The 22,307-nt window shown below is 70.7% G+C and carries 20 protein-coding genes; 10 read left to right on the top strand and 10 right to left on the bottom strand.

Features of this window, described 5'->3' with window-relative positions; genetic code table 11:
- Positions 1-59 precede the first annotated feature (59 nt).
- Entirely contained in the window at positions 60-2,114 is a 2,055-nt protein-coding gene (locus ABZ911_RS01865; protein WP_358050470.1) for a hypothetical protein, read from the bottom strand.
- Between the two features lie 41 nt (positions 2,115-2,155).
- Between ABZ911_RS01865 and ABZ911_RS01860 the strand changes: the two genes are divergently transcribed.
- From ABZ911_RS01860 to ABZ911_RS01845, 4 genes are all read left to right on the top strand, one after another.
- Positions 2,156-3,547, top strand: a complete 1,392-nt coding sequence (locus tag ABZ911_RS01860) for a hypothetical protein (RefSeq protein WP_358050467.1) — start codon at positions 2,156-2,158, stop codon at positions 3,545-3,547.
- A gap of 220 nt (positions 3,548-3,767) precedes the next feature.
- Complete coding sequence (locus ABZ911_RS01855) at positions 3,768-5,315, top strand: LCP family protein (protein WP_358050464.1); 1,548 nt, start codon at positions 3,768-3,770, stop codon at positions 5,313-5,315.
- A 158-nt stretch (positions 5,316-5,473) separates the two neighbouring features.
- Complete coding sequence (locus tag ABZ911_RS01850; RefSeq protein ID WP_358050461.1) at positions 5,474-6,835, top strand: acyltransferase family protein; 1,362 nt, start codon at positions 5,474-5,476, stop codon at positions 6,833-6,835.
- Positions 6,836-6,892: 57 nt separating this feature from the next.
- Positions 6,893-7,951 carry a glycosyltransferase gene (locus tag ABZ911_RS01845; RefSeq protein WP_358050458.1) on the top strand — a complete coding sequence of 353 codons (1,059 nt, stop codon included), beginning with the start codon at positions 6,893-6,895 and terminating at the stop codon, positions 7,949-7,951.
- On the opposite strand, the gene ABZ911_RS01840 is transcribed toward ABZ911_RS01845, so the two are convergent.
- A complete protein-coding gene (locus tag ABZ911_RS01840) occupies positions 7,926-8,852 on the bottom strand; it encodes a hypothetical protein (RefSeq protein WP_358050455.1) in 927 nt (308 codons plus the stop codon). The two genes, ABZ911_RS01845 and ABZ911_RS01840, sit on opposite strands and share 26 nt — an antisense overlap.
- Positions 8,849-9,349 carry an RNA polymerase sigma factor gene (locus ABZ911_RS01835; protein ID WP_358050452.1) on the bottom strand — a complete coding sequence of 167 codons (501 nt, stop codon included), beginning with the start codon at positions 9,347-9,349 and terminating at the stop codon, positions 8,849-8,851. Before ABZ911_RS01835 ends, ABZ911_RS01840 begins: the two co-directional genes overlap by 4 nt.
- Before the next feature lie 65 nt (positions 9,350-9,414).
- Between ABZ911_RS01835 and ABZ911_RS01830 the strand changes: the two genes are divergently transcribed.
- Entirely contained in the window at positions 9,415-10,122 is a 708-nt protein-coding gene (locus tag ABZ911_RS01830) for an acetoacetate decarboxylase family protein (protein ID WP_358050449.1), read from the top strand.
- A gap of 7 nt (positions 10,123-10,129) precedes the next feature.
- Here ABZ911_RS01830 and ABZ911_RS01825 read toward each other — a convergent pair whose 3' ends face one another.
- The 6 genes from ABZ911_RS01825 to ABZ911_RS01800 form a co-directional block, all read right to left on the bottom strand.
- The gene (locus ABZ911_RS01825) at positions 10,130-11,011 is read right to left on the bottom strand and encodes a glycosyltransferase (RefSeq protein ID WP_358051429.1); all 882 of its coding nucleotides are present in this window, start codon (positions 11,009-11,011) and stop codon (positions 10,130-10,132) included.
- Between the two features lie 187 nt (positions 11,012-11,198).
- Positions 11,199-11,966 (bottom strand): CDP-alcohol phosphatidyltransferase family protein, encoded by a 768-nt coding sequence (locus tag ABZ911_RS01820; protein ID WP_358050446.1) that lies wholly within the window; start codon positions 11,964-11,966, stop codon positions 11,199-11,201.
- Positions 11,944-12,984 carry an iron-containing alcohol dehydrogenase family protein gene (locus ABZ911_RS01815; RefSeq protein WP_358051427.1) on the bottom strand — a complete coding sequence of 347 codons (1,041 nt, stop codon included), beginning with the start codon at positions 12,982-12,984 and terminating at the stop codon, positions 11,944-11,946. Before ABZ911_RS01815 ends, ABZ911_RS01820 begins: the two co-directional genes overlap by 23 nt.
- A gap of 27 nt (positions 12,985-13,011) precedes the next feature.
- The gene (locus ABZ911_RS01810) at positions 13,012-13,743 is read right to left on the bottom strand and encodes a phosphocholine cytidylyltransferase family protein (protein ID WP_358050443.1); all 732 of its coding nucleotides are present in this window, start codon (positions 13,741-13,743) and stop codon (positions 13,012-13,014) included.
- Positions 13,744-13,821: 78 nt separating this feature from the next.
- Complete coding sequence (locus ABZ911_RS01805) at positions 13,822-14,430, bottom strand: DUF5941 domain-containing protein (protein ID WP_358050440.1); 609 nt, start codon at positions 14,428-14,430, stop codon at positions 13,822-13,824.
- 11 nt (positions 14,431-14,441) lie between these two features.
- Positions 14,442-15,899, bottom strand: a complete 1,458-nt coding sequence (locus tag ABZ911_RS01800) for a CDP-alcohol phosphatidyltransferase family protein (RefSeq protein ID WP_358050438.1) — start codon at positions 15,897-15,899, stop codon at positions 14,442-14,444.
- A 140-nt stretch (positions 15,900-16,039) separates the two neighbouring features.
- Between ABZ911_RS01800 and ABZ911_RS01795 the strand changes: the two genes are divergently transcribed.
- Positions 16,040-17,431 carry a bifunctional cytidylyltransferase/SDR family oxidoreductase gene (locus tag ABZ911_RS01795; protein ID WP_358050435.1) on the top strand — a complete coding sequence of 464 codons (1,392 nt, stop codon included), beginning with the start codon at positions 16,040-16,042 and terminating at the stop codon, positions 17,429-17,431.
- A gap of 81 nt (positions 17,432-17,512) precedes the next feature.
- Here ABZ911_RS01795 and ABZ911_RS01790 read toward each other — a convergent pair whose 3' ends face one another.
- A complete protein-coding gene (locus ABZ911_RS01790; protein WP_358050432.1) occupies positions 17,513-18,529 on the bottom strand; it encodes a glycosyltransferase family 2 protein in 1,017 nt (338 codons plus the stop codon).
- Between the two features lie 82 nt (positions 18,530-18,611).
- Here ABZ911_RS01790 and ABZ911_RS01785 point away from each other — a divergent pair, with 82 nt between their 5' ends.
- The 4 genes from ABZ911_RS01785 (at position 18,612) to ABZ911_RS01770 (ending at position 22,180) form a co-directional block, all read left to right on the top strand.
- On the top strand, positions 18,612-20,087 hold the full coding sequence (locus ABZ911_RS01785) for an LCP family protein (RefSeq protein ID WP_358050429.1): 1,476 nt from the start codon (positions 18,612-18,614) through the stop codon (positions 20,085-20,087).
- Between the two features lie 53 nt (positions 20,088-20,140).
- Positions 20,141-20,488: an STAS domain-containing protein gene (locus ABZ911_RS01780; RefSeq protein ID WP_358050426.1), complete on the top strand. Its 348-nt coding sequence runs from the start codon at positions 20,141-20,143 to the stop codon at positions 20,486-20,488.
- Positions 20,489-20,530: 42 nt separating this feature from the next.
- Positions 20,531-21,367, top strand: a complete 837-nt coding sequence (locus ABZ911_RS01775) for an LLM class flavin-dependent oxidoreductase (RefSeq protein ID WP_358050423.1) — start codon at positions 20,531-20,533, stop codon at positions 21,365-21,367.
- An 81-nt stretch (positions 21,368-21,448) separates the two neighbouring features.
- Complete coding sequence (locus ABZ911_RS01770) at positions 21,449-22,180, top strand: DUF4097 family beta strand repeat-containing protein (protein ID WP_358050420.1); 732 nt, start codon at positions 21,449-21,451, stop codon at positions 22,178-22,180.
- The last annotated feature ends 127 nt before the right edge of the window (positions 22,181-22,307 follow it).

The following is a 22,307-nucleotide window of genomic DNA, read 5'->3' as shown; positions in this document are numbered from 1 at the left end:
GCGCCTAAATTCACGGGCAAACTATCTCGATCACCACTTCACCCGGTCAACTCGCCTGCTCAGTCCGGGATCGTCATCCACACGTTCGCCTTGAGGGTCCAGGTGCCGTCCGGGGGGGTGGTCAGGGAGCGTTCGTCCTGGCGGGTGACGAGGGCCAGGATGTGGTCGGGGGTGCCGTAGGGGGTGAGCTGGGAGGACTCGGCGGCCAGGAGGACCGGGATGCGGCCGGTTTCGCGGATCTTGCTGATCAGGCGGTCGACGTCCACCTCGGCCGGGGTGTCGGTGCCGGTGCCGTGGCGGACCTGGGCGGTGGGGGTGGCGCACATGCCGCGGACGACCTGGGTGAAGCGGTCGCCGGTGACCCGCTCGACGATCAGGACCGACGCGTTCGGCGGGATCTTCTCGCACATCGCCTCGACCGCCGCGCTCTCGCCGCGTTCGATCGGGGTGAAGGCCGTGCCGATGGAGGTGACGGCCGGGGGGATGAGGATCAGGACGGTGCCGAGGGCCGCGAGGGCGGTCTGGAGGCGCGGGCCGTACCTGAGGCGGCGGGTCTTGTCGTGGAGCCAGCCGAGGAACCAGGCGGCGAGCATGATCAGGCCGGGGATGACCAGGGGGACCAGGCGGCGGGAGGCCCAGGGCTGGTCGGGGGTGATCTCGGGGCGCAGCAGGGTGGTGACGGTGGTCCAGCCGATCATCGCCAGCGGCAGCAGCCAGCCGAGCTCGCCGCCCCGCAGCATCCTCCTGACCAGCAGCGCCGCCGCGACCGTGGCGAAGATCACGACGGGCAGGCCGACGTACCAGATCACCCAGTACAGGGAGTCCTCGAAGTACAGGCTGGTGCCGTCGAGGGGCAGGCCGTTGCTGCGTTCGACCTGGCGGATGAACTCGTAGGTGCGCACGTCATCCGGGGTCACCGGCTGACGCGTGACGTCCTGCACCCACGGCCGTACGGCGAGACCCACCATGACCAGCACCACGAGCCCGGCGCCGATCTCGGGCAGCCGCCGGGGCAGGCGCAGCGTGGCCAGGCGGGGGGCGAGAGCCGTACCGGCCAGGGTGAGTGCGAGCACGGCGGCGCAGATCAGCAGCAGCGGGCGCACCGAACCGGACAGATACTTCAGGTACGGCGCGGCCAGCAGCCCCGCCGCGGCGAAGCCCAGCCCGCCGCCCACGACCAGCCCCGCCAGCAGCGGCACCCCAGCGCGCCCCTCCACCCGCCCGAATCGGCGCAGCGCGACCAGCACCCCCGCGAAGGCCAGCACCGGCAGGACGTCGCGCAGGCCGTCGATCCTGACCAGGACGGCCAGCCCGAACACGAGCCCGGCCAGCCCGGCCACCAGCGGCCCGGCGGCGGCGACGCGGGCGCGCGGGTCACGCAGCCTGGCCAGCGCGTCGTGGATCAGGCTGATGCCGCCGAACAGCAGGATCAGCGACGGAATCTCGCTGAACGTGGTCCGCGAGGTGTAGAGGATCGGCAGGCTCACCGCGAACGCCAGCGCGGCGACGGTCGCCCAGCGCGCCCCGGCCAGGCGGGCGGTCGCGCCGCCGACGGTCAGCACGGCCAGCGCGCCGAGCACGGCGGGGGCCACCAGCAGCCCACCCAGCCAGTCCCCGGCCGCGAACAGCAGCGGCGGCCCCGGCATGAACTGCGGCACGACCGCGCCCTGCCAGTCGAAGGTTCCCACGCTGTCGAACCGCAGCACCGCTTCGGCGCCGCCGAAGGCCGCCTCCTGCCGGGGGATCGGCAGCGAGCCATGCTCGGCGATCCAGATGGCGTACTGCGCGTAGGTGGCGGGGTCGCGGCGGACGATGAGCTGCTCGGAGTGGAAGAGCACGTTGAAGACGCCCGAGCCGGCCGCGACCGCGACCACCCCGCCCACCTGCCACCCGCTCGCGTCGAGGCTCTCCGGCAGGTGGCGCAGCGCGACCACGCAGAGCAGCGCGATCACCGCCCCGCCGAGCAGCACGGCCGGCAGCGGCGCGTAGACGCCGAACAGCAGCAGCGGCAGCCCGGCCAGCAGCCAGCCCGCCACCAGGAGCACGGGCAGCAGTGAGAGCACGGCGAGCACCATGCCCGCCGAGGGCCTGCGCGTCCGATCGAGCCACGGCACGGTCGTGAGCGTATCCAAGGAGCCCGGTAGCGTACCCGCTGATGTCCAACAGGGATGGAGCACGGGTGAAGGCGGCGGTACGCGAAGGAGCCAGGAGGCATCGCTGGTTCCTGGGGGTGCTGGCCGCGGGAGCGCTGCTGCGGCTGGTCACGATGCTCGGCTACCAGCCGGCGCTGTGGTTCCCCGACTCCTACACCTATGTCGTCACGGTCCTGCACCCGCGCCCCGACCTGGTGCGGCCGGCGGGCTACTCGATGTTCATGAAGCTGTTCGAGCCGTTCCACAGCTTCGCGCTGATCGTGGGGGTCCAGCATCTGCTCGGGCTGGCGACCGGCGTCCTGGTCTACCTGGCCGCGCAACGCGCCCCCAGGTGGGCGGCGACGCTGGCGACCGTGCCCGTGCTGCTCGACGCGTACCAGATCGAGCTGGAGCACCTGCTGGTCTCCGACACGCTGTTCATGTTCCTGGTGGTCGCGGCGGTGGTGCTGGGCCTGCGCAAGGATCTCACCTGGCGTACGGCGGTCGCGATCGGCCTGCTGCTCGCCGCGGCCACCCTGACCAGGACCGTCGGCCAGCCGCTGCTGGTGATCCTCGGCGCCTGGCTGCTGCTGCGCGGGCGCATCGCCCTGGCCGGAATCCTGGCGGCGGCGGCGCTGGTCCCGGTGATCGCCTACGGCGCCTGGTTCTACTCGACGTACCAGCGGGTCGGCATCGTCGGCGCGAACGGCGTCTTCCTCTACGCCCGCACGATGTCCTTCGCCGACTGCGCCGAGATGGATCCACCACCTGACCTGGCCGTGCTCTGCGACCCGACGCCGCCGGAGCGGCGGCCCCCCTCGCAGGAGTACGTCTGGAGCCGCGACTCCCCGCTGGTCCTGCTGCCCGGCATCACCTTCTCCCGGCAGAACGACGAGCTGGCCGGGCGGTTCGCGATGCTGGCCATCAGGAGCCAGCCGCTCGACTTCGCGGGCTCGGCGCTGTCGGAGTTCGTGCGCTCGTTCACCTGGGGCCGTCCGGTCTATCCCGACCACGAGGTCTACGCCTACTACCAGTTCCCCTCGGTCCCGCCGGGCCCTCCCGGGCGCTATCCGGCGCAGGCGGGCGCGGCGTCCGCGGTGCGGTACGAGCGGGGGGCGATCGGCACCGAGATCGTCGAGCCGTTCGCCGGGGTGATGCGCGGCTACCAGGACGTGGTCAGGTTGCCGGGCACGGTGCTGCTGGTCGTGCTGCTGGTCCCGCCGGTGGTGGCGATCCGGCGGCGCACCTGGCGGGGGGACTGGCTGCTGCCCTGGACCACGGCGGTCACGCTGCTCGTCGTGCCGCCGGCCGTGGCCGAGTTCGACTACCGGTACGTGCTGCCGGCCGTGCCGCTGGCCTGCCTCGCGGCGGCTCTGAGTTCCGGACGTAAAGTTTTGAACGAGAATATTCCATGAAATGTCCGGTTCTGAGTATGCTCTGAGGCTGGATCATCACGCCCGGGTCACGGCAGAAAACGCCGATCATGGTGCCAAGCACACTTGACGTGACTTAGTCTCGTGGCGCGATGAGCGATCGTCAGAGTCGGCCTGCGGCGGGCTCCGAATCTCCGGACGAGGAGGCCGCGATGAGCCCGACCATGATGTATGCGCAGGGCCGTCATGGTGGGGGTATCGAATGAGCGAGCACCGCAGTGTGCCCTCGCATGGCCGCCGCGCCGCCAAGGGCGGCGACGGCCAGAAGAAGTCCAGGGTCCTCGCCTGGGTCAGCATCGCGGTCACCGGCGTCTTCGTGATCGTCTCGCTCACCGGCTACACGCTGTTCCGCAGCGCGCTCAGCAACGTCCGCACCGAGGATCCGAACAAGGACATCGTCAACGCCCGCCCCGCGAACCTGACCGGCGCGCTCAACGTGCTGATCGTCGGCTCCGACACCCGCGACGGCAAGGGCAACGCGAAGTACGGCCAGGAGCTCGCCCGCCAGAAGGCCGGCAAGCGCACCGACACCATCATCCTCATGCACATCTCGCCGACCCGCGACAAGGCGACGCTCATCAGCTTCCCGCGCGACTCGATGGTCGACATCCCGCAGTGCAAGAACGAGACGAACAAGACCCAGATCATGCCGCCCCGGCGGGACATGATCAACGCCGCCTACAACGCCGGCGGCATCGCCTGCACGATGACCACCATCGAGACACTCACCGACATCCGCATCGACCACTTCGTCGAGGTCGACTTCAGCGGGTTCAAGAACATCGTCGACGCGCTCGGCGGCATCCAGATCTGCCTCAAGAACCCCGTCAACGACAAGGCGTCCAAGCTCCAGCTCCCCCGCGGCCGCCAGACCCTCGACGGCGAGAAGGCCCTCGGCTACGTACGGCTGCGCCACTACGGCGACGGCAGCGACATCCAGCGGATCAAGCGCCAGCAGATCTTCCTCAGTCAGGTGGTGAAGAAGGCCACCAGCGGCGACCTGCTCGGCAACCCCATCAAGCTGGTCGACTTCATCAACTCCGCGGCGGCCTCCGTCACCATGGACAAGGACCTGGCCGGCAACTCGAGCAAGCTCCTGGACATCGCGCAGAGCGCCAAGTCGCTGACCGCCAGCGGCGTCAAGTTCATCACCGTGCCGTGGATCCCGGACCCGGAGAAGCCCGAGGCCAGGGTCGTCTGGAACCCGACGCTCGCCCCCAAGCTCTTCCAGGCGATCAAGAGCGACGTCGACATCCCCACGCCGTCCCCCAGCGCCTCGGCCTCCACCAAGCCCAAGGTGGCGCTCAAGCCCCACCAGGTGAAGGTCCAGGTGCTCAACGGCACCACGACGCAGGGCAAGGCCAAGCAGGTCGCCGACGCGCTGAGCGAGCAGGGCTTCCAGGTGGTCGGCGTGGGCAACGCGCCCCCACCCGCCGCCGGCGCGGCCAAGACCAAGCTGCTGTACGCCAAGAAGGCGACCGACGCCCTCGACTACACCGACGTGGTGAACGGCAAGCTGCTGACCAAGGTCACCCCGGGCGCCGGGAAGCTCAAGCCGAGCAGCACCGAGGTCTACACCTGGACCGGCGCCTCCGCGACGCCCCCGCCCGCCGAGGGAGGAGACGGCCAGCCGCCGGTGCTGCAGCTCATCGTGGGCGACGACTTCAAGGGCGTGAAGGCCTCGACCGAGATTCCCGAGGCCATCAAGGACTCGGCCGTCACCGCCGACACCAAGAACATCTGCTCCTAGACAAACTCTGAATTCCCTGTGTAAACCGCCCTTTCCCCCGTCCCCGCCGCGACATCGGTCCCAATCGGGGCTAGGGTTGTCGCGTCGGCGACGCGGCTGGCCACGCGCGCGGGGTCCGACGATCCCCAGCCCCGAGAGTTAGCTGAGCGTCTCCCATCGTGAGTGACACCCGATCTTCTTTCCCGGCATCGGCCTCGACGGGCAGCGATGGACTCAGCCCCGACGCGGACAGACAGGCCGCCGGGACGACGGGGGCCGAGGACGGGCAGCACCCGCCCGCGGCGCAGACGGACTCACAGACCTACCCGAACCTGCGGTCGCCCGGCGATGCCCAGACCTACCCGGCGCTGCAGCCGCCCGGCGACGCGCAGACCTATCCCAGCCTGCGCCCCCAGACGGACACTCAGACGCGTCCGACCCTCCGCCCCGAGACGGGCACCGGGACCGAGCCGAGCCTGCGAAGCCCGGCCGCCGACGCCGTCCCGCCCGTGGAACAGGCGGAGAAGGCACCTGCGTCGCCGCCGAAGAAGAAGCGCGAGCCGTATCTCGACAACGTCAAGTTCGTGCTGATCGCGCTCGTGCCGATCGGGCACGCGCTGGTGCCGACGCTCAACGCCGACTCCAACCGGGCGCTCTACATCTTCATCTACACCTTCCACATGCCGCTGTTCGTGGTCATCAGCGGCTACCTGTCCAGGAACTTCTGGAACTCCAACGCCAAGACCAACAAGCTCGTCGACACGTTCGTCGTGCCGTACATCATCGTCGAGGTGGGTTACGCCGCGCTCCGCTCCGCCCTGGGGCAGAAGTGGAGCCTCACGATCATCGACCCGTCCTGGCTCAACTGGTATCTGCTGGCGCTGCTGTTCTGGCGGCTGTCGGCGCCGGTGTGGAAGCGGATGAAGTATCCGGTGCCGGTGGCGATCGCCGCCTACCTGTTCGCCGGGTTCTCGCAGATCTCCGGCGACTTCAGCATGGACCGCTTCTTCGGCCTGCTCCCGTTCTTCGTCATCGGCCTGGTCCTGCAGCCCGAGCACTTCGAGCTGCTCAACCGGGTGTGGGTCAAGGTCCTGGCGGTCCTGACGCTGGTCGGCGCCGCCGGAGTCGCCATCTTCATCGCGCCCAAGGCGCCGCTGGACCCGTTCTACTTCAAGGCCAGCTACGCCGACATGGACCTGTCCTGGTGGATGGGCCTGGGGCTGCGCACGGCGCTGCTGCTCGCCTCGCTGGCGATGTGCGCGGCGGTGATGGCGCTGATCCCGCGCGGCGAGACCTGGTACTCCGACCTCGGCACCCGCACCCTGTACGCCTACCTGCTGCACGGCATCCCCGTCCTGATCGCCAAGGACCAGGGATGGCTCGACTTCCCGTGGCTGCACGGCCCGCTCGGCGCGCTGGCGATCGCGTCCGGCGGCTTCGCGCTGGCGATCGTCCTGTGCCTGCCCGAGACCCGCACGATCTTCAAGTGGGTCCTCGAACCGCGCCTCACCTGGCTCTACCGGCGGCCTTCGGGAAGTTAAGCGGTAGTTTCGCCCGCATTCACGCCGCCGACGGACACGCCGCGCAGCATCGAGGACATGCGGGTATGCGTCGCCACCACCGTCCACCACCCCGAGGACGCCCGGATTCTGCACCGGCAGATCCGGGCGCTGCTCGACGCGGGCCACGAGGTGACCTACGTCGCGCCGTTCACACACTGCAACGTCACCCCGGCCCCGCCGATCACCCCGATCGACGTGCCACGCGCCGCCGGCCTCGGCCGCTCCCTCCGAGCGGCCCGTACGGCACTGCGCCGCGCCTCCGGTGACTCCGACCTGCTCCTGCTGCACGACCTCGGTCTGCTGCTCGCGCTGCCCTTCCGGCATCCGCCGGTCGTGCTGGACCTCCCCGCCCCGTCGACCGACCCTCTCGGCCGCATCCTGGAATCCCGCGCCCTCTGCCACCACCATGTGATCCGCCGCCACGCGACAGGGGCGGCGACGCATGCGGTGGTGCCCGACGGGACGCTGGTGAGCGGGGCCCCGGTCGCGCCGGGGCAGGGGCGGGTGGTGCACCTCGGGCGGCTGACGGCCCAGCACGGAGTCAACGAGCTGATCGACCTGGCGCAGCGGCTGGTGCCGTACGGGGTCAGGCTCGATCTGCTCGGTGAGGCCGACGCGGAGGCCAGGACGCTGCTGCGGGACGCCCAGCGGGTGGGGTTGCTCGACTGGTACGGGTACGTGCCGCACCGGCACGCCGTGCGGATGGCCGAAGGCGCGCTCGCCGGTCTGTCGCTCGGTCATCCGGGCGGCCTGGGACCGCCGGCCAAGATCCTCGACTACATGGGGCGCGGCCTGCCCGTCGTCACCACTCCCGGCGGGGCCGGGCTGGTCGAGGAGGCGGGCTGCGGGGTCGTCGTGCCGTACGGGGACGTGGACGCGGCCCTGCGGGCCGTCCTGGACCTGAAGAACGATCCGGTACGGCGGGCGGCTCTCGGCGGGCGGGGGCACGCCGAGGCTCGGCTCAGCCACCACTGGCCCGACCACGCGCCCCGGTTCGTGGCGCTCCTGGAGGGGTGGGCCGCCGCCCCCGAGGGCCGGGGGCAGCGCGGGCGGCGGCCGGAGTACGTGGTCAGGGACGCTCCAGGTCGTAGCTGAGGTCGGCCACCCGCACGGTGCGCACCAGCGGGTCCTCGATCAGCTCGCGCAGCTTCTTGACGGTGACCAGCTCGTCGACGTACGCGTAGGCCAGCCCGTCCGCCGCAACCTTGCGCAACCTGGCCAGGTCCAGGCCGAACGGCCGCAGGTTCGCCTCGTCGTAGTCCCGCAGCGTCGCCACCCAGCCGCGCAGCCCCTTCAGCTCAAGAGCGAAGTCCGCGGCTACCTCCGATTCATCCTTCGGCATCGGGGTCGGGAAGTCGCCCACGCCCCACGTGATCGGCGTCGCCCTGGGCCGGTTCTCGTAGACCACCCGGGTGGGCGAGACCTGGTGGCGCAGGCGGAACGCCTGGGCCTCCTCCACCGTCAGCGGCTTGGCGAACTCCACCACCGCCAGCGCGTTCATGTCCTCGGGCAACCGGGCCAGGACCTTGCGGCTCTGCTCCTTGGGCTGGTTGCCCGTCCCCACGTTGTACAGGCCGTAGGTGAGGCTCGTCTCGGTCGCGTAGCCCATCGGCGGCGACTTCACCCGGCCGAACAGGCTCTGCTCGACGTCGAAGGTCCGGTCGGCGAACGAGCCGCCGACGAAGAACCCGCCGTGAGCCCGCAGCGGCCTGATCGCGACCTTGAACCCCATCGAGGTCAGCGAGGTGTCGCAGCACTCGTCCTGGACGATCACGTAGCCGGGGTTGGCGATCTGCAGGGCCTGGCCGAGCACGTCGAGCATCCGGTCCTCACGGTCGCCGCGCTGCTGGATCCAGCGGGAGCCCAGGGTGGAGAGCACGGTCACCGCGACGAGGATCGCGATCACCAGGGTGGCGGTGCGCAGGAGGCCGCGCCGTACCGCCCAGCGGGTCCTGCGCTCGTCGAAGTCGGGCAGGTCGGGCAGGTCGTCGGTCATCGGTGCGCTCCATAGAGGTCGGCGAACGCGGCGCGCGCCCGCCATACGGCGGTCTTGATCGACGCGGGCGAGCGTCCGGTCATCGCGGACACCTCCACCAGCGAGAAGCCCTCGAAGTAGACGAGCCTGAGCAGCTTGCGGTGCTGCGCGGGCAGCCGTTCCAGCGTCTCGCGTACGGCGATCGCGTCGACGTCCAGCGAGGGCACGCCCAGTTCGTCGGGGTCGGGCAGCGGCAGTTCGGCTCGGCCGCGCCGGACGTGGTCGATGAGGGTGTTGCGGGCGATGGTGAGCAGCCAGGCGGCCGCGTTCTCGCCGCGCCAGCCGAGCAGCGCCCGGGTCGCCTTGACGAAGGTCTCCTGGGCGAGGTCCTCGGCGAGATGCGGGTCGCGGGTCCGGCGGAGCAGGAATCCGCACACCAGTCGCCAGTGCTCGCGGTAGAGGTCCTCGATCCGGCCGGCGATGGTCCCCTCCGTGCATATCGAACGGTCATATCCCACCAGACGGTGCGGGGATGCCGGAGGTCACATCGACGTTCGCGTCACGGGTTGATGTACTGGGGGGCATGGCAGCGCATCTGATCCAGGGGCGGGAGATCATCCTGCCCGTGCGGGTGAGACAGGCCACCGTCGGCGGCGCCATGTACGCCGTCAGGGCCGACGCGGCCCGCGCGGTGATCGCCTACTCGGGTCTCGACGTGGCCGAGGCGATTCCCGGCAAGGCTGTCTGCGCGCTGGTGTTCATCGACTACACCGACAGCGACCTGGACGCCTACCACGAGTTCGGCGTCGCCTTCCTGGTCCGCCCGCCGGAGATGTCCGGCCCCGCCTCGGTGTCGGAGCTGTGGCGGGCGGGGGTGTTCGTGCACTGGCTGCCCGTGGACCAGGGGTTCACCATGGAGGCGGGGCGCGCGATCTGGGGGTTTCCCAAGGAGCTGGCGGACATCGAGCTGCGGCTCGGCTCGCCGTACAAGCGGTGTCTGCTGCGCAAGGACGACCGTCTGGTGATCGACCTGCTGACCCGGCCGGGTGTCCCCCTGCCCGGGGCCACGCGCATCCCCGCCGAGGCGTACACGCACCGGGACGGCGTGACCCGCCGGATCCCCTGGACGATGACCACGCGCTCGCTGAGGGCCCGCCCGGGCGGGAGCATGATCCGCCTGGGCAACCATCCGATCGCGAAGGAGCTCAGCGAGCTGGGCCTGCCCAAGCGGCCGCTGCTCACCGTCACCTGCCAGGCGGCGATGAGTTTCGGTCCGGCGACGGCGCTCTGAGCAGGCGTCAGACGATCGGCGGGCGGCCCAGCTTGACCATGCGCCAGGCGGTGCGCCAGGCCATGGGACGGCGCTCTCCGGCGGGGTTGCGCAGACCCTCGACGAAGCCCTGGAACCAGGCCTTCAGCGCCACCCCGGACCGCTCCCTGACCAAGGTCAGCACCACCCAGTTGACCAGATACAGGGCGGCCAGCGGCCACGGCAGATTGCGGCGGGCCAGCCACACCCGGTTACGCGCGTTGAGCCGGTAGAACTGCGCGTGCCGGGTCGGCGGCACCTGCGGGTGGTACATGACGGTGTTGGCGTCGTACTCGATCCGGTAGCCCTCACCGAGCAGCCGCCAGGCCAGGTCGGTCTCCTCATGAGCGTAGAAGAACTGCTCAGGGAGCCCGCCGACCTGCAGGAACGCCGAGCGCCTGATCGCGCTGGCGCCGCCCAGGAACGTCGTCACCGGCGAGGACCGCTGCGGGTCCCCGGCGCGCAGGCGCGGGACGTGCCGCCGCTGCCCGATGCCGCCCTCCGGGTCCATCACCCGGAAGGAGATCACCGCGAGGTCCGGCTCGGTGGCGAAGCGGTCGCGGACGTGCGCGACCACCTTCTGGTTGGCGTACCAGCCGTCGTCGTCGAGGAACAGCACGACGTCGCCCGAGCACTCCTCGACGCCGCGGTTACGCCCCGCGGGAATGCCGGTATTGTGCTCCAGGCGTATCGTCTTCACGGTCGCCGCCGAGCCTGCGGGTGGCGTCGCCGACACCCCGGGCACGTCGGCCCCATTGCCCACGATCACCACCTCGACGTCGCCGTCGATCTGGTGAAGCGCGGACTCGACCGCCCGGTTCAGCTCCGCGACCCGGTTCCCCATGGTGAGGATGACGCACGAGATCTTCAACGGGTCATCGCCTTGACGCGTCGAGAGCACGGGCGGAGCATTCTTTCATGATCACCGAGTCTGCTGGATTGCATATTTCCTGATATTGGGTGAGCCAAGCGTATCGGAACCGATGGTGAACCCCCACCGAACGGCGGACGTCCCACCAATACGACGACAGCCGAGCCCTGCCGGTTCCGACATGAGATCACGCAAGCCGCCTCGATGCCAGGATGCTCACCAGGTGCAGCACCATCTGGAGCCCGGCGGCCACCAGGCAGGCGACCACGAGCACCCTGGTGGCGACCAGGTCACCGGTGATCAGGTCGATGACGGCCGTCACGAGGGCGAGCAGGGACAGCTCGATCGGCTGCACGATCCGGTGGAACCTCGTCGCGCCCAGGATCCGCCGCCCCAGCCCGAGGAGACCGGAGCGGAACTGCACGGCCGACTCCTCGGTGGCGGCCAACCGGCCCCCCTTGGCCCTCGCGACGTCGACCAGGTCGGTCTCGGCCTTGATGAGGATCGCGCCGAGCGCGGCGGCGAAGCCCATCACGGTGTACCAGTCGGGAAGGACGGCGGAAGCCCGCCAGCCCAGCCCGGCCAGCAGCGCGGCCTCGGTGAAGTAGGCGCCCACGCGGTCGAGGTAGACCCCGGCCAGCGAGGTCTTGCCCGTCCACCGAGCCAGCTCACCGTCGGAGCAGTCGAGCAGGAGGTAGACCTGGATGAGCAGCACGGCGCCCAGCACGGCCCACAGGCCGGGCAGGGCCAGCACGAAACCGGCCGCGATCCCGGCCAGCGTCATCAGCCAGGTGAGCTGGTTGGGCGTGACCCGCGTCTTGGTCATCGCCCAGGTGACGTAGATCGAGACCCTGCGCATGTAGAGCGCGCCGGCCCAGTGCTCGCCGTTGCGGCGCTCAAGGTGCCCCTCGGGCTGAGCGACCGCCCTCAGCTCAGCTACCGAAGGCCCGGACATAGTCCGCCACCCGCCCACGAACCTCGTTCTCCGAAAGACGCAGGTGCTCGAGGATCGTGAAGCGCCCTGGCCGGGTGGAGGGCGCCAGGACGACGGCCTCGGTGAACTGCTCGTTGCTCAGCCCGATGTCACCTGGAGTGACCGGCAGCTTGTGCTGCCGCAGGCAGTCGACGATCCGGGTCGTCTTCGAGGAGTCCTCCCTCAGGAAGAAACAGAAGGCGGCACCGATCCCGGCGAGCTCGCCGTGGTTGGAGGTGCCGGGAAAGAGCTGATCCACGGCATGAAGGATCTCATGGTCTCCACCGCTCGCGGGCCGAGACGAGCCGGCGATCACCATCGACATTCCGGACAGGATCAGCGACTCGGCCAGCACGGTGAGGAAGGCGTCGGACTCGATGGAGTCGTTCCTGCCGATCAGCGCCTCGGCGGCGGTCCGCGACATCGAGCAGGCCAGCCCGTCGAACGGCTCGCCCCGCTCGATGTTGCCGAGCTGCCAGTCGTCGATCGCCGACAGATTGCTCACCACGTCGCCCACCCCGGCCCGCACCAGCGACTCCGGCGCGGCGTGCACGAAGTCCAGGTCGACCAGGATCGCCAGCGGCATCGGCACCCCGAAGGTGCCCTTGCCGCCGTCGTAGACCAGGGACGCGGTCGGCGAGCAGATCCCGTCGTGCGACAGGTTGGTGGCCACGGCCACCATCGGTATGCCGGCCAGCGACGCGGCGTACTTGGTGGCGTCGATGGTGCGGCCTCCGCCCACCCCCACGACCACCTCGTAGGCGCCCTTGCGCAGCTGGCCGCCGAGGGCGACGGCCGCGTCGACCGAGCCGTCGGCGACCCGGAACACCTCGGCCTCGCGCAGGGTCGGCGCGATGAGGTCGGTGATGAGGTCACCCTGGCCGGGGCCCACCGCCACGGCCACGCGACCCGAGGTCGCCACCCTGCTGTCGGCCAGGAGGACGCCGAGCTGGGCGACGGCGCCCCGGCGTACCTCCATGGTCAGGGGGGCGGGCAGCATCCTCGCAAGTAGCGGCATCCGCCCTCCTCAGTAGCGGGCGGCGATGTCGCGGGCCTTGGCCAGGTCGTCGTGGTTGTCGACTTCGACCCACTCGACCTTGCCGATCGGCGCGACATGGATCCTCTCGCCGCGGGCGACCATCTCCTGGTAGCCGTCCTCGTAGTAGAGCTGGGGGTCACGCTCGAAGGTCGCCTGGAGCGCGTCGGCCAGCCGCTCGGCGGCGCCGGGACGGATGAGCGTGGCGCCGATGTACTCGCCGTAGGCGTCGGCCGGGTCCATCAGCTTGGTGATGCGCTTGAGGTCGCCGCCGTTCAGGGTCACCTTCATCTCCTCGTCGGCCAGCGACTTCACGTCGTCGACGGCGAGCAGGATGTCGCTGGTCGCGGGCGCCGACAGCAGCGTCTCCTCGACCGAGACCGGGTGCACGGTGTCGCCGTTGACCAGCAGCGCGCCCTGCGCGAAGTAGTCGCGCGCGCACCACAGGGAGTAGGCGTTGTTCCACTCCTCGGCCTTGTCGTTGTGCACCAGGGTCAGCTTCACACCGTGCCGGCGCTCCAGCTCGTCCTTGCGCTCGTGTACGGCCTGCTCGGCATACCCGACGATGACCACCACGTCACGAAGGTCGACCGCGGCGAGGTTGCGCAGCGAGATGTCCATGATCGTCGTGTCTCCGTCGACCGGCACGAGTGCCTTGGGCAACGTGTCGGTATAGGGCCGCAGACGTCGTCCGGCCCCGGCGGCCAGCACCATTCCCAGCAACGTGCACTCCTAGGTCGAGCATGACTATGTAGAACCCAAAGGTTAGTTGCCTTTGGGTCCTGATCGTGTAATCCGTAGTCAGTCCCGTGTTCCCGGAGCGGCCATCTCCGTGCCGGATCGGGGCGCGGCCAGCCAGCAGGTGCTGCTCTCCCAGCCGAACAGCCCCCACAGGTACACCGCCAGCAGCAGGCACACCAGGTCGGGCCACCCGATGATGACGCCCAGCGACACCGCGAGCATCCGGCCGTCCCAGCCGAGCCCCGCCGTGGCCAGCCACAGCGGCGGGTAGACGCGCTGGCGCAGGCGGTAGACGACGTCGTAGTGGTGGAAGGCCATGGCGCCGAGCAGCACGAAGATGAGCACCGGGTGCACGTCGTGGCCGAAGCAGACCGCGGCGACGAAGCCGTACTCGGTCAGTCGCAGGATCGGTGGGACCAGCCAGTCCAGGCGCCCGTCATGCGGGTGCGAGCTGCCCGGCCCGGCCAGCAGCAGCGCCACGGCGGGGGCGAAGACCGCGAGCCCGTCGGTGCCGCCCACGCCCACGATCAGCAGGATGCCGGTGACGAACGCCCCGGCGATCGCGGGCGGCAGCGGCGGCAACTGACCGGCCACGAGCCTGCCCATGCCGCGGGAGAGCGTGCCGTCGTCGCGGTAGGCGACGACCCTGCTGCGTGGGATGGGCGTCATCTGCGTGGATGTCACTGGGTCGACCTCGCGATCCTGCCGATGAGCTGGTACAGCAGGGCGACGCCGCCCCAGGCGATCAGCGCCAGGAAGGTGACCCTGGCGTTGAACACCGCCGCGGTGATGGCGATCAGCGCCATCCGCTCGCCGATGGGCAGCGGGATGATCCTCTTGAGCCAGCGGGTGAACGTCTCGCGTTCCAGCCGCCGCGCCAGTCTGAGCACGCCCCGCTGGGGGCGGGCGTACCGGGCGCCGTCGGCGGCTTCGAGCAGGGAGCGCGAGGGCCTGGCCCAGGAGGCGCCGACGCGGCGCGCGTCGGCCAGGCCGCCGCCGTAGGAGAAGTCGAGCGTGTGCTTGAGCACCTGGACGATCATCGCGGCCACGGCGAGCCGCCAGATGCCGTCGGGGCCGCCGTCGGTCGTCGCCAGGCTCGCGCTGTAGCCGAAGGCCAGGCCCACGTAGACGGTGTACTCCTTGAGCCGGTCGGCCATCGCGTCCACCCAGGCGCCCAGCGGGGAGAAGGCGCGGGTGTAGCGGGCGAGCTGCCCGTCGACGCAGTCGAGCACGAACGACAGCAGGAGCAGCACCGAGCCGATGATCTGCGCGCTCCTGGTCCCCTCCGAGTACCACACCGCGGACAGGACGGCCATGCCGATGGAGATGCCGGTCACGGTGTTCGGCGTGAGCCGCAGCCTGGCCGCCAGGCGGACCAGGTGGGTCGACCAGGAGCTGACGAAGAACGTGGCGAAGAAGCCGTCGTTGCTCTTCACCGCCGTGTCCAGCCGTACCTTGACCTCGTCCACGTCGGCCAGCCTGGTGACGGCGGCGTCGGCGGCGCTCTGCCCGGTCACCCGGTCGCAGTGCAGCGGCCCGAGCTTGGCCGCGCGCACGCCGACCCCCGAGCGCACCAGCCCGACCAGCAGCAGGTCGACGGTCTCCATCGCGGTCACCGGGCCGAGCCGCCCCGCGTCGGCCAGCTCGGCCAGCTCGTCGGCGATGTCGGCGAGCGTGGCGAGGTCGGCGGCGCCGACCTGCAGCACGCCGCGGAAGGTGGCGTTGGCCTCGGGCACCTGGTGGAACGAGCTGCCCGCGGTCACGATCTTGCCGCCGGACACCTGGACCGGCGGGCGCAGCGGCCCGAGGACCCCGTCCGCGCAGACCAGCGCGCCGGTGCCGTAGGAGGGATGCTCCAGCAGGACGGCCAGCGCCTCGGTGTGCGCGACGAGGTCGGCGGGCAGCACCACGACCGCCCCCGGCGAGATGCGGGCGATATGGGCCACGCTCCGCAGGTCGTCGCCCAGGCCGCGACCGGGCGGGACCACGTGCGTGTCGCGTACGGGCAGCGTGACGAGTTGGTCGGTGATGCGGTCCAGCAGGGTGCCATCGGCGCAGGCCAGTTTCGCGGCCGGTGTGGTCGCCAGCACCACGGCCGCGGTCGTGAGGCCGTCGCGCATCGTCGTGGTCTCGGTCAAGGGCGCAGACCTCCTTCGGGTCGCGAGGGAGTGCGGACACCGCTCGGATCCCGAGCGCGACCATGAGCACAGCGTAGCGACCCGTTGACGGCAAATCACGGCTGCGCGGCCGCGACGCGCGAGACCATTACGCTCGGCTCATGGAATCTCGACTGCGTTCGGTGGGGGTGCTCCTCGCCGGGGGCGTGGGCCAGCGGGTCGGTCACAGCACGCCCAAGCAGCTCATCAAGATCGCCGGTCGGACGATTCTGGAGCACACGCTGGCCCTGTTCGACAACGCTCCCGAGATCGACGAGATCATCGTGATGATGACGCCCGGCTTCACCCGCGACGTCGAGGAGATCGTCGCCAGGGGCGGCTACGGCAAGGTGAGCCAGATCCTGGAGGGCGGCGCGAGCCGTCCGGAGACCACCTGGCGGGCGCTGAAGGCGCTGGGCCAGCAGGAGTGCGACGTGCTCCTGCACGACGCCGTGCGCCCGCTGCTGGAGCCCCGGATCATCACGGAGTGTTTCGAGGCGCTGAAGGTCTACTCGGCGGTCGAGGTGGCCATCCCGAGCTCGGACACGCTTCTGGTGGCGATGCCGGGTCCGCGCGGCGAGATCGTCCGCGACATTCCCGACCGCTCGATGCTGAGGCGGGGCCAGACCCCGCAGTGCTTCCGCCTGTCGGTCGTCCGCGAGGCGTACGAGCGGGCGTTCGCCGATCCCGGCTTCGACCGGCGGCCGGCCACCGACGACTGCGGCGTCGTGCTGCGCTACCTGCCGGAGGTGCCGATCGCGATCGTGCCGGGCAGCGAGCACAACATGAAGGTCACCCATCCGGTGGACGTCGCCATCGCCGACAAGCTCTTCCAGCTCGCCGCGTCCTCGCCGCCGTCGCCGTCGCCGATGGCGCTCCGCAAGGCTCTGGCGGGCCGGAGCGTGGTCGTCTTCGGCGGCGGCTACGGCGTCGGCGCCGACATCGTGGAGCTGGCCGCCGCGCACGGCGCCGAGGTCCACTCCTTCTCCCGCACCCAGAACGGCGTGCGGGTGGAGGACTTCGACACCGTCGGCAAGGCCCTGGCTCAGGTCGGCCGGGTCGACTACGTGGTCAACACCGCGGGCGTGCTGCACATGGGCAAGCTCGCGGAGGTGACCGACGAGACCGTCGCCGACACCGTCGGCGTCAACTACCTGGGCCCGATCAACGTCGCCCGCGCCGCCTTCCCGTACCTCCGGGAGAGCCGCGGCGGCCTGCTGCTCCACACCTCCGGCTCCTATGCCAGGGGCCGCGCCGACTACAGCCTGTACTCCTCCACCAAGGCGGCCGTGGTCAACCTGACGCAGGCACTGGCCGACGAGTGGGCGGCCGACGGGGTACGGGTCAACTGCGTCAATCCCGAACCGACCGGCACGCCGATGCCCGAGCGGGCGTTCGGCGAGGAGCCCGCGCACACGCTGCCGTCCCCGCACGCGGTCGCCAGGACCTCGCTCGACGTGCTGATCTCCGACCTGACGGGCCAGGTGGTCGACGTGCGCCTCGGCGATGCGTGACGTGGGGTTTGCAAGAGCACCCGCTCGGGCTCGGCCGCCCCGGCGCGCTCACGCGCTTCGAGGCGGCCGTGCAGGGCTCCTTCACGGCCGCGAAAGCCGCCTCGGGCTCGTGATGAAGCCCAGCCCCCAGCTCATGTGCATGGTGACGTAGACGAGCGGCAGCCTGATCTTGGCGGCCGACGGCAGGCCGCTGCCGGTCAGCACCGAGCCGGCCAGGATGGCGGCGGCGTAGCCGCCCGGCAGGATCAGCGCGAGCGGGAAGAACGGCGCGGCGACCAGCCCGGCCACGATGCCCGCCACCGCCGCCGGCGGCGCCAGGTAGCGGAAGTTCATCGTGCCCTCGTGGGTGCGGGCGACGACCCGGCGCCAGCGGCCGTAGTGGAAGTACTGCTTGGCCAGGGCCTTGACGTTGGGGCGCGGCCGGTAGGAGACGCGCATCCGCGGCTGGAACCACACCAGGCCGCCGGACTGGCGGATGCGGTGGTTCATCTCCCAGTCCTGGGCACGCTGGAAGTGCTCGTCGTAGCCGCCGACCCGGATCAGCGCCTCACGGCGGAAGACCCCCAGGTAGACGGTGTCGGCCGGGCCCGCGGTGCCGCCCACGTGGAACGTGGCCGCGCCGACGCCGATCTTGGAGGTCATCGCGCGGGCGACGGCCTGCTCGAAGGGGGTGATCCCTTCGGCGGCCATGACGCCGCCGACGTTGTCGGCGCCCGTCTCCTCCAGCGTCTCCACCGCGACCTTGAGGTAGTCGTCGGGGAGCATCGCATGGCCGTCCACCCTGGCGATGATGCTGTTGCGCGACGCGCCGATGGCGGCGTTGAGCGCGTTGGGTGTACGGCCCGTCGGATTGGGCACGACGGTGACCCGCGGATCGGACGCCGCTATGGCGTCGGCGACCTCCTGGGTCCGGTCATGGGAGGGCCCGATGGCGAGGACGAGCTCGATGGGGCCTGGATAGCGCTGGGCGAGGACCTGCTCGACGGCCTCGCGGAGGTGCCGTTCCTCGTTGAGGACCGGCATGACGACGGAGATCGGCGGCCAGGCGCGCGTCTCTGCGGACGCGGGCTGCGCGGGCGAGTCGGGGAACTGCTTCATGGCGGCCCTCACGCTACTGTACGACCAGGGGAGGAAGGCAATCGAAAGCCTGATCCGCCGGTTGCACAGAGGGGGCCACGGCATGCGCGACCCGGACGAGCAGGACGCGGGAGTGCACGTGGGCGGGGACGCCTACGGCGGCGTCAAGCTCCAGGGACGGCGCACGCGCAGGCCCGGCCGCGGGGCGCGGACCCGGCGGCGCAACCTGGTCGTCGCGGGCACGCTGTCGAGCCTGGTGCTGGCCGGCTCCGGCGTGGTCTGGGCGGGCACCACCTTCGCCACCGGCAAGATCGCCGCGGTCGACGCGGGCGTGGCCGGCTCCGCGTCGCGCGGTGCGATGAACATCCTGCTGGTCGGCGTGGACAAGCGCGACGACCTGTCCCGCAAGGAGCAGAACAAGCTCAAGCTGGGCCGCGAGGTCGGCGAGCGCACCGACACGATGATGGTGGTGCACCTGTCGGAGGACCACCGCAAGGTGACCGTGGTCAGCCTGCCCCGCGACACCTGGACGACCATCCCGGGCCAGGGCATGCACAAGATCAACTCAGCCTACCAGTTCGGCAAGGCCAAGCTGGCCGTCAAGACCGTCGAGCAGGCGACCGGCCTGCGCATCAACCACTACATCGAGGTCAACGTCCTCGGTTTCATCGACGTGATCGACTCCCTCGGCGGCATCACGGTCTGCACGCCCGTACCGATCAACGACTCCAAGATCGCGCTCACCCTGGCGGCCGGCACCCACGAGCTCAAGGGCCCCGAGGCGCTCGGCTACGCCCGCACCCGGGCCACCGCGCGCTCCGACCTCGACCGGATCGACCGGCAGCAGCAGGTCATCTCCGCGCTGCTGGACAAGGCGCTCAGCTCGGGCACGCTGGCCAGCCCCGCGCGGCTGTCCGGGCTCATCGACAGCTCGCTGCGCACCATCACGGTCGACAAGGAGCTGAAGAGCGACCTCCTCGGCCTGGCCGGGCAGCTCAAGGACGTCTCGCTGAACGACGTCAGGTTCGCCACCGTGCCGCTGGCCGACGTCGACTTCAAGACGCCGACGGGCGAGTCGGCGGTGCTGTGGGACAAGAAGGGCGCCGAGGACCTGTTCCGCCGCATCTCCGCCGACGAGGACCTGGCCAAGCCGAGCGCCAAGCCGACGCCCACGGTGAAGGCCACTCCGACGACGACCGCCACCGCCGTACCGCCGGAGCGGGTGACGCTGACGGTGCTCAACGGCACGCTGATCACCGGGCTCGGCGCGCGCACCAAGAACGCCCTGGTCGAGGCCGGCTTCAAGGTGCCGGACGAGCCGGGCAACACCGCACGCAAGGACCACACCAAGACCATCGTCCGGTACGGCCCCGGCCTGAAGGACTCGGCGAGGACGGTCGCCGCCGCCATCCCCGGCGCCGATCTCCGGGAGGTCGACATCAAGGGCATCGAGGTGGTCATCGGCAGCGACCAGCCGAAGATCCGCAAGGCGAAGGACGCCACGAAGCCCACCCCCTCGCCGTCGCCCAGCGCGACCCCGACGACCCGGACGGCCACCCAGAACATCTGTAAGAAATAGGTATAACGCCTCGGTGTCAGGGCAGGTAGACAGCCAAGGCGGAGGTGAGCCACATGGTCGTCAGGTCCTGGCAGGAGGGGCGCTCCACAATCGTCGAGGCGTCGGGCGAGCTCGACATGGCGGTGGCCCCACGGCTCCGCGACGAACTCGACCGGGCGCTGGCCATCGCCGGAAGGCCACTGCTGGTGATCGATCTGACCGCGGTGCCGTTCTGTGACTCCGTGGGGCTCGGCGTGCTGGTGTCGGCGCTGAACAGGGTGCGCGGCGCGCACGGTCGGCTGATCCTGGTGCTCGGTCCCGGGATGATCGCCCACCTGCTGACCATCACGAACCTGGACCGCCACTTCGAGATCTGCTCCTCGGCGAATGAGGCCCGCGCCCTGCTCGGCGCGGCGGCCTGACGCCGGGCCGGTGATCAGCCTCGCGCGATCTAAGGTAGGCGCATGAGGCTTGGCGTGATGTTCGACCGTGACCTGCCGCCGGAGCAGCTCGTGCCCTTCGCCCGCGAGCTCGACCAGAGCACGGTCGACGACCTGTGGGTCATCGAGGACCTGGGCTGGACCGGCGGGATCTCCTCGGCCGCCACCGCGCTCGCCGTGACCTCGCGGCTGCGCGTCGGCATCGGCATCACGCCCGCGCCGCTGCGCAATCCCATGCTGCTGGCAATGGAGCTCGGCAACCTGGCCAGGCTTCATCCCGGCCGCCTGGTCGCCGGGATCGGGCACGGTGTCCAGGCCTGGATGCGGCAGGTCGGCGCGGCCGTACCCTCGCCGCTGGCGCTGCTGGAGGAGACCGTCACGGCGGTGCGCGCGCTGCTGCGCGGCGAGACCGTGACCCTGCACGGCAAGGCCGTGCACCTGGACGGCGTGCGCCTGGTGCACCCGCCCGCCGAGGTGCCGCCGGTGGTGACCGGCGTGGTGAGCCCGAAGTCGCTGGCGCTGTCGGGGCGGGTGGCGCAGGGGACGATCGTGCCCGAAGGCTACGGGCCGGTACAGATCGCGGCGGCGCTGGAGCACATCGGCGAAGCCTCGTCACACGAGCTGATCGTCTTCACCTGGCTGTTCGTCGGCGAGTCCGCCGCCGTCACCGACCCCGTCAGGGCCGAGTCGGCCGCCTTCCTGAAGGTGCCGCCCGCCGAGGTGACGCTGGCCACGGGCTCGCCCGCCGAGGCCGCGGCCACGATCAGGACGCTGTGGGAGTCGGGGGCCGAGACCGTGGTGCTGCGCCCGGTCGGCGACGGCCCGCTCACCCAGGTACGCGAGGTCCTGCGCGCCCTCTGAACACCGTTTGGCCGAATGGCCGATGCGCGCTCGGCCACATGGCCGATGGCCGGGTCGGCGCCGCGGGCGACGATCAGCGGTATGAAGCGGACAGCGGTAGCGGCGGCGGTGCTGTTGAGCCTGACGGCCTGCGGCATCGAACTCGAAGCGACTCCCCAGCACTCGAACCAGACCTTCCCCTTCACCGGCGGCGCGCTCACGATCAAGGTGCCGCTCGGTGGCCTTCGCGTCACCCAGGGGACGGGCCCGCAGGTCGTGGTGGACCGGTGGCTGCGCGGCAAGGCGGCCAAGGACGGCAACTCCGCCTGGACGCTGCGCGACGGCACCCTGGCGCTGACGGCGCGCTGCACCCTGAACTTCGGCGACTGCGGCGCGCGCTACACCGTCGCGGTGCCGTCCGGCGTACCGGTCCTCGTCGAGGGGGGCGACGATGGGGTGATCGTCTCCGGGCTCGCCCAGAACGTCACGCTGGTGACGACCGGCGGGTCGATCAAGGTGGACGGCCTGTCGGGCATCCTGCGCCTGCGCAGCGACGACGGCTCGATCACCGCGGTGCGTACCCGGTCGGCGGACGTGCGGGCGCGGACGAACTCCGGGGCGATCAGGCTGGGGTTCGACACCGCGCCCACGAAGGTGGACGCGGCCTCCGACGACGGCCGGGTGGTGGCGACGGTGCCGGCGGGAGAGTACTCCGTCAGGGTGGAGAGCAAGGACGGCCGGGCGCGCTCGACCGTCAAGGACGCGGGGCCGGGCGCGACCAAGAAGATCATCGCGAGAAGCTTCACCGGAAACGTGACGGTCACCGCGAACTGACCACGCCGTGGGCTCTGGCCTCCTCGATCAGTTCTGCTTCCATGCGGTCGAGGTCGGAGCGGAGGGTGCGGGCCAGGAGGAGGGCGTCGATCCCAGTTCTGGCGCCTCGGCGAAAAGCCCAACAAGC

Source organism: Nonomuraea sp. NPDC046570, assembly GCF_040645915.1.
Lineage (GTDB): Bacteria > Actinomycetota > Actinomycetes > Streptosporangiales > Streptosporangiaceae > Nonomuraea.
Note: the sequence above shows the minus strand (reverse complement) of the source record. Positions and strands in the feature narration are given on the sequence as shown.

Excerpts from the sequence above, each read along its gene's own strand:
- ABZ911_RS01860 (WP_358050467.1), top strand. The coding sequence starts at position 2,156 with ATGTCCAACAGGGATGGAGCACGGGTGAAGGCGGCGGTACGCGAAGGA.
- ABZ911_RS01855 (WP_358050464.1), top strand. The coding sequence starts at position 3,768 with ATGAGCGAGCACCGCAGTGTGCCCTCGCATGGCCGCCGCGCCGCCAAG.
- ABZ911_RS01845 (WP_358050458.1), top strand. The coding sequence starts at position 6,893 with ATGCGGGTATGCGTCGCCACCACCGTCCACCACCCCGAGGACGCCCGG.
- ABZ911_RS01840 (WP_358050455.1), bottom strand. The coding sequence starts at position 8,852 with ATGACCGACGACCTGCCCGACCTGCCCGACTTCGACGAGCGCAGGACC.
- ABZ911_RS01830 (WP_358050449.1), top strand. The coding sequence starts at position 9,415 with ATGGCAGCGCATCTGATCCAGGGGCGGGAGATCATCCTGCCCGTGCGG.
- ABZ911_RS01820 (WP_358050446.1), bottom strand. The coding sequence starts at position 11,966 with ATGTCCGGGCCTTCGGTAGCTGAGCTGAGGGCGGTCGCTCAGCCCGAG.
- ABZ911_RS01815 (WP_358051427.1), bottom strand. The coding sequence starts at position 12,984 with ATGCTGCCCGCCCCCCTGACCATGGAGGTACGCCGGGGCGCCGTCGCC.
- ABZ911_RS01805 (WP_358050440.1), bottom strand. The coding sequence starts at position 14,430 with ATGACGCCCATCCCACGCAGCAGGGTCGTCGCCTACCGCGACGACGGC.
- ABZ911_RS01795 (WP_358050435.1), top strand. The coding sequence starts at position 16,040 with ATGGAATCTCGACTGCGTTCGGTGGGGGTGCTCCTCGCCGGGGGCGTG.
- ABZ911_RS01790 (WP_358050432.1), bottom strand. The coding sequence starts at position 18,529 with ATGAAGCAGTTCCCCGACTCGCCCGCGCAGCCCGCGTCCGCAGAGACG.
- ABZ911_RS01785 (WP_358050429.1), top strand. The coding sequence starts at position 18,612 with ATGCGCGACCCGGACGAGCAGGACGCGGGAGTGCACGTGGGCGGGGAC.
- ABZ911_RS01780 (WP_358050426.1), top strand. The coding sequence starts at position 20,141 with ATGGTCGTCAGGTCCTGGCAGGAGGGGCGCTCCACAATCGTCGAGGCG.
- ABZ911_RS01775 (WP_358050423.1), top strand. The coding sequence starts at position 20,531 with ATGAGGCTTGGCGTGATGTTCGACCGTGACCTGCCGCCGGAGCAGCTC.
- ABZ911_RS01770 (WP_358050420.1), top strand. The coding sequence starts at position 21,449 with ATGAAGCGGACAGCGGTAGCGGCGGCGGTGCTGTTGAGCCTGACGGCC.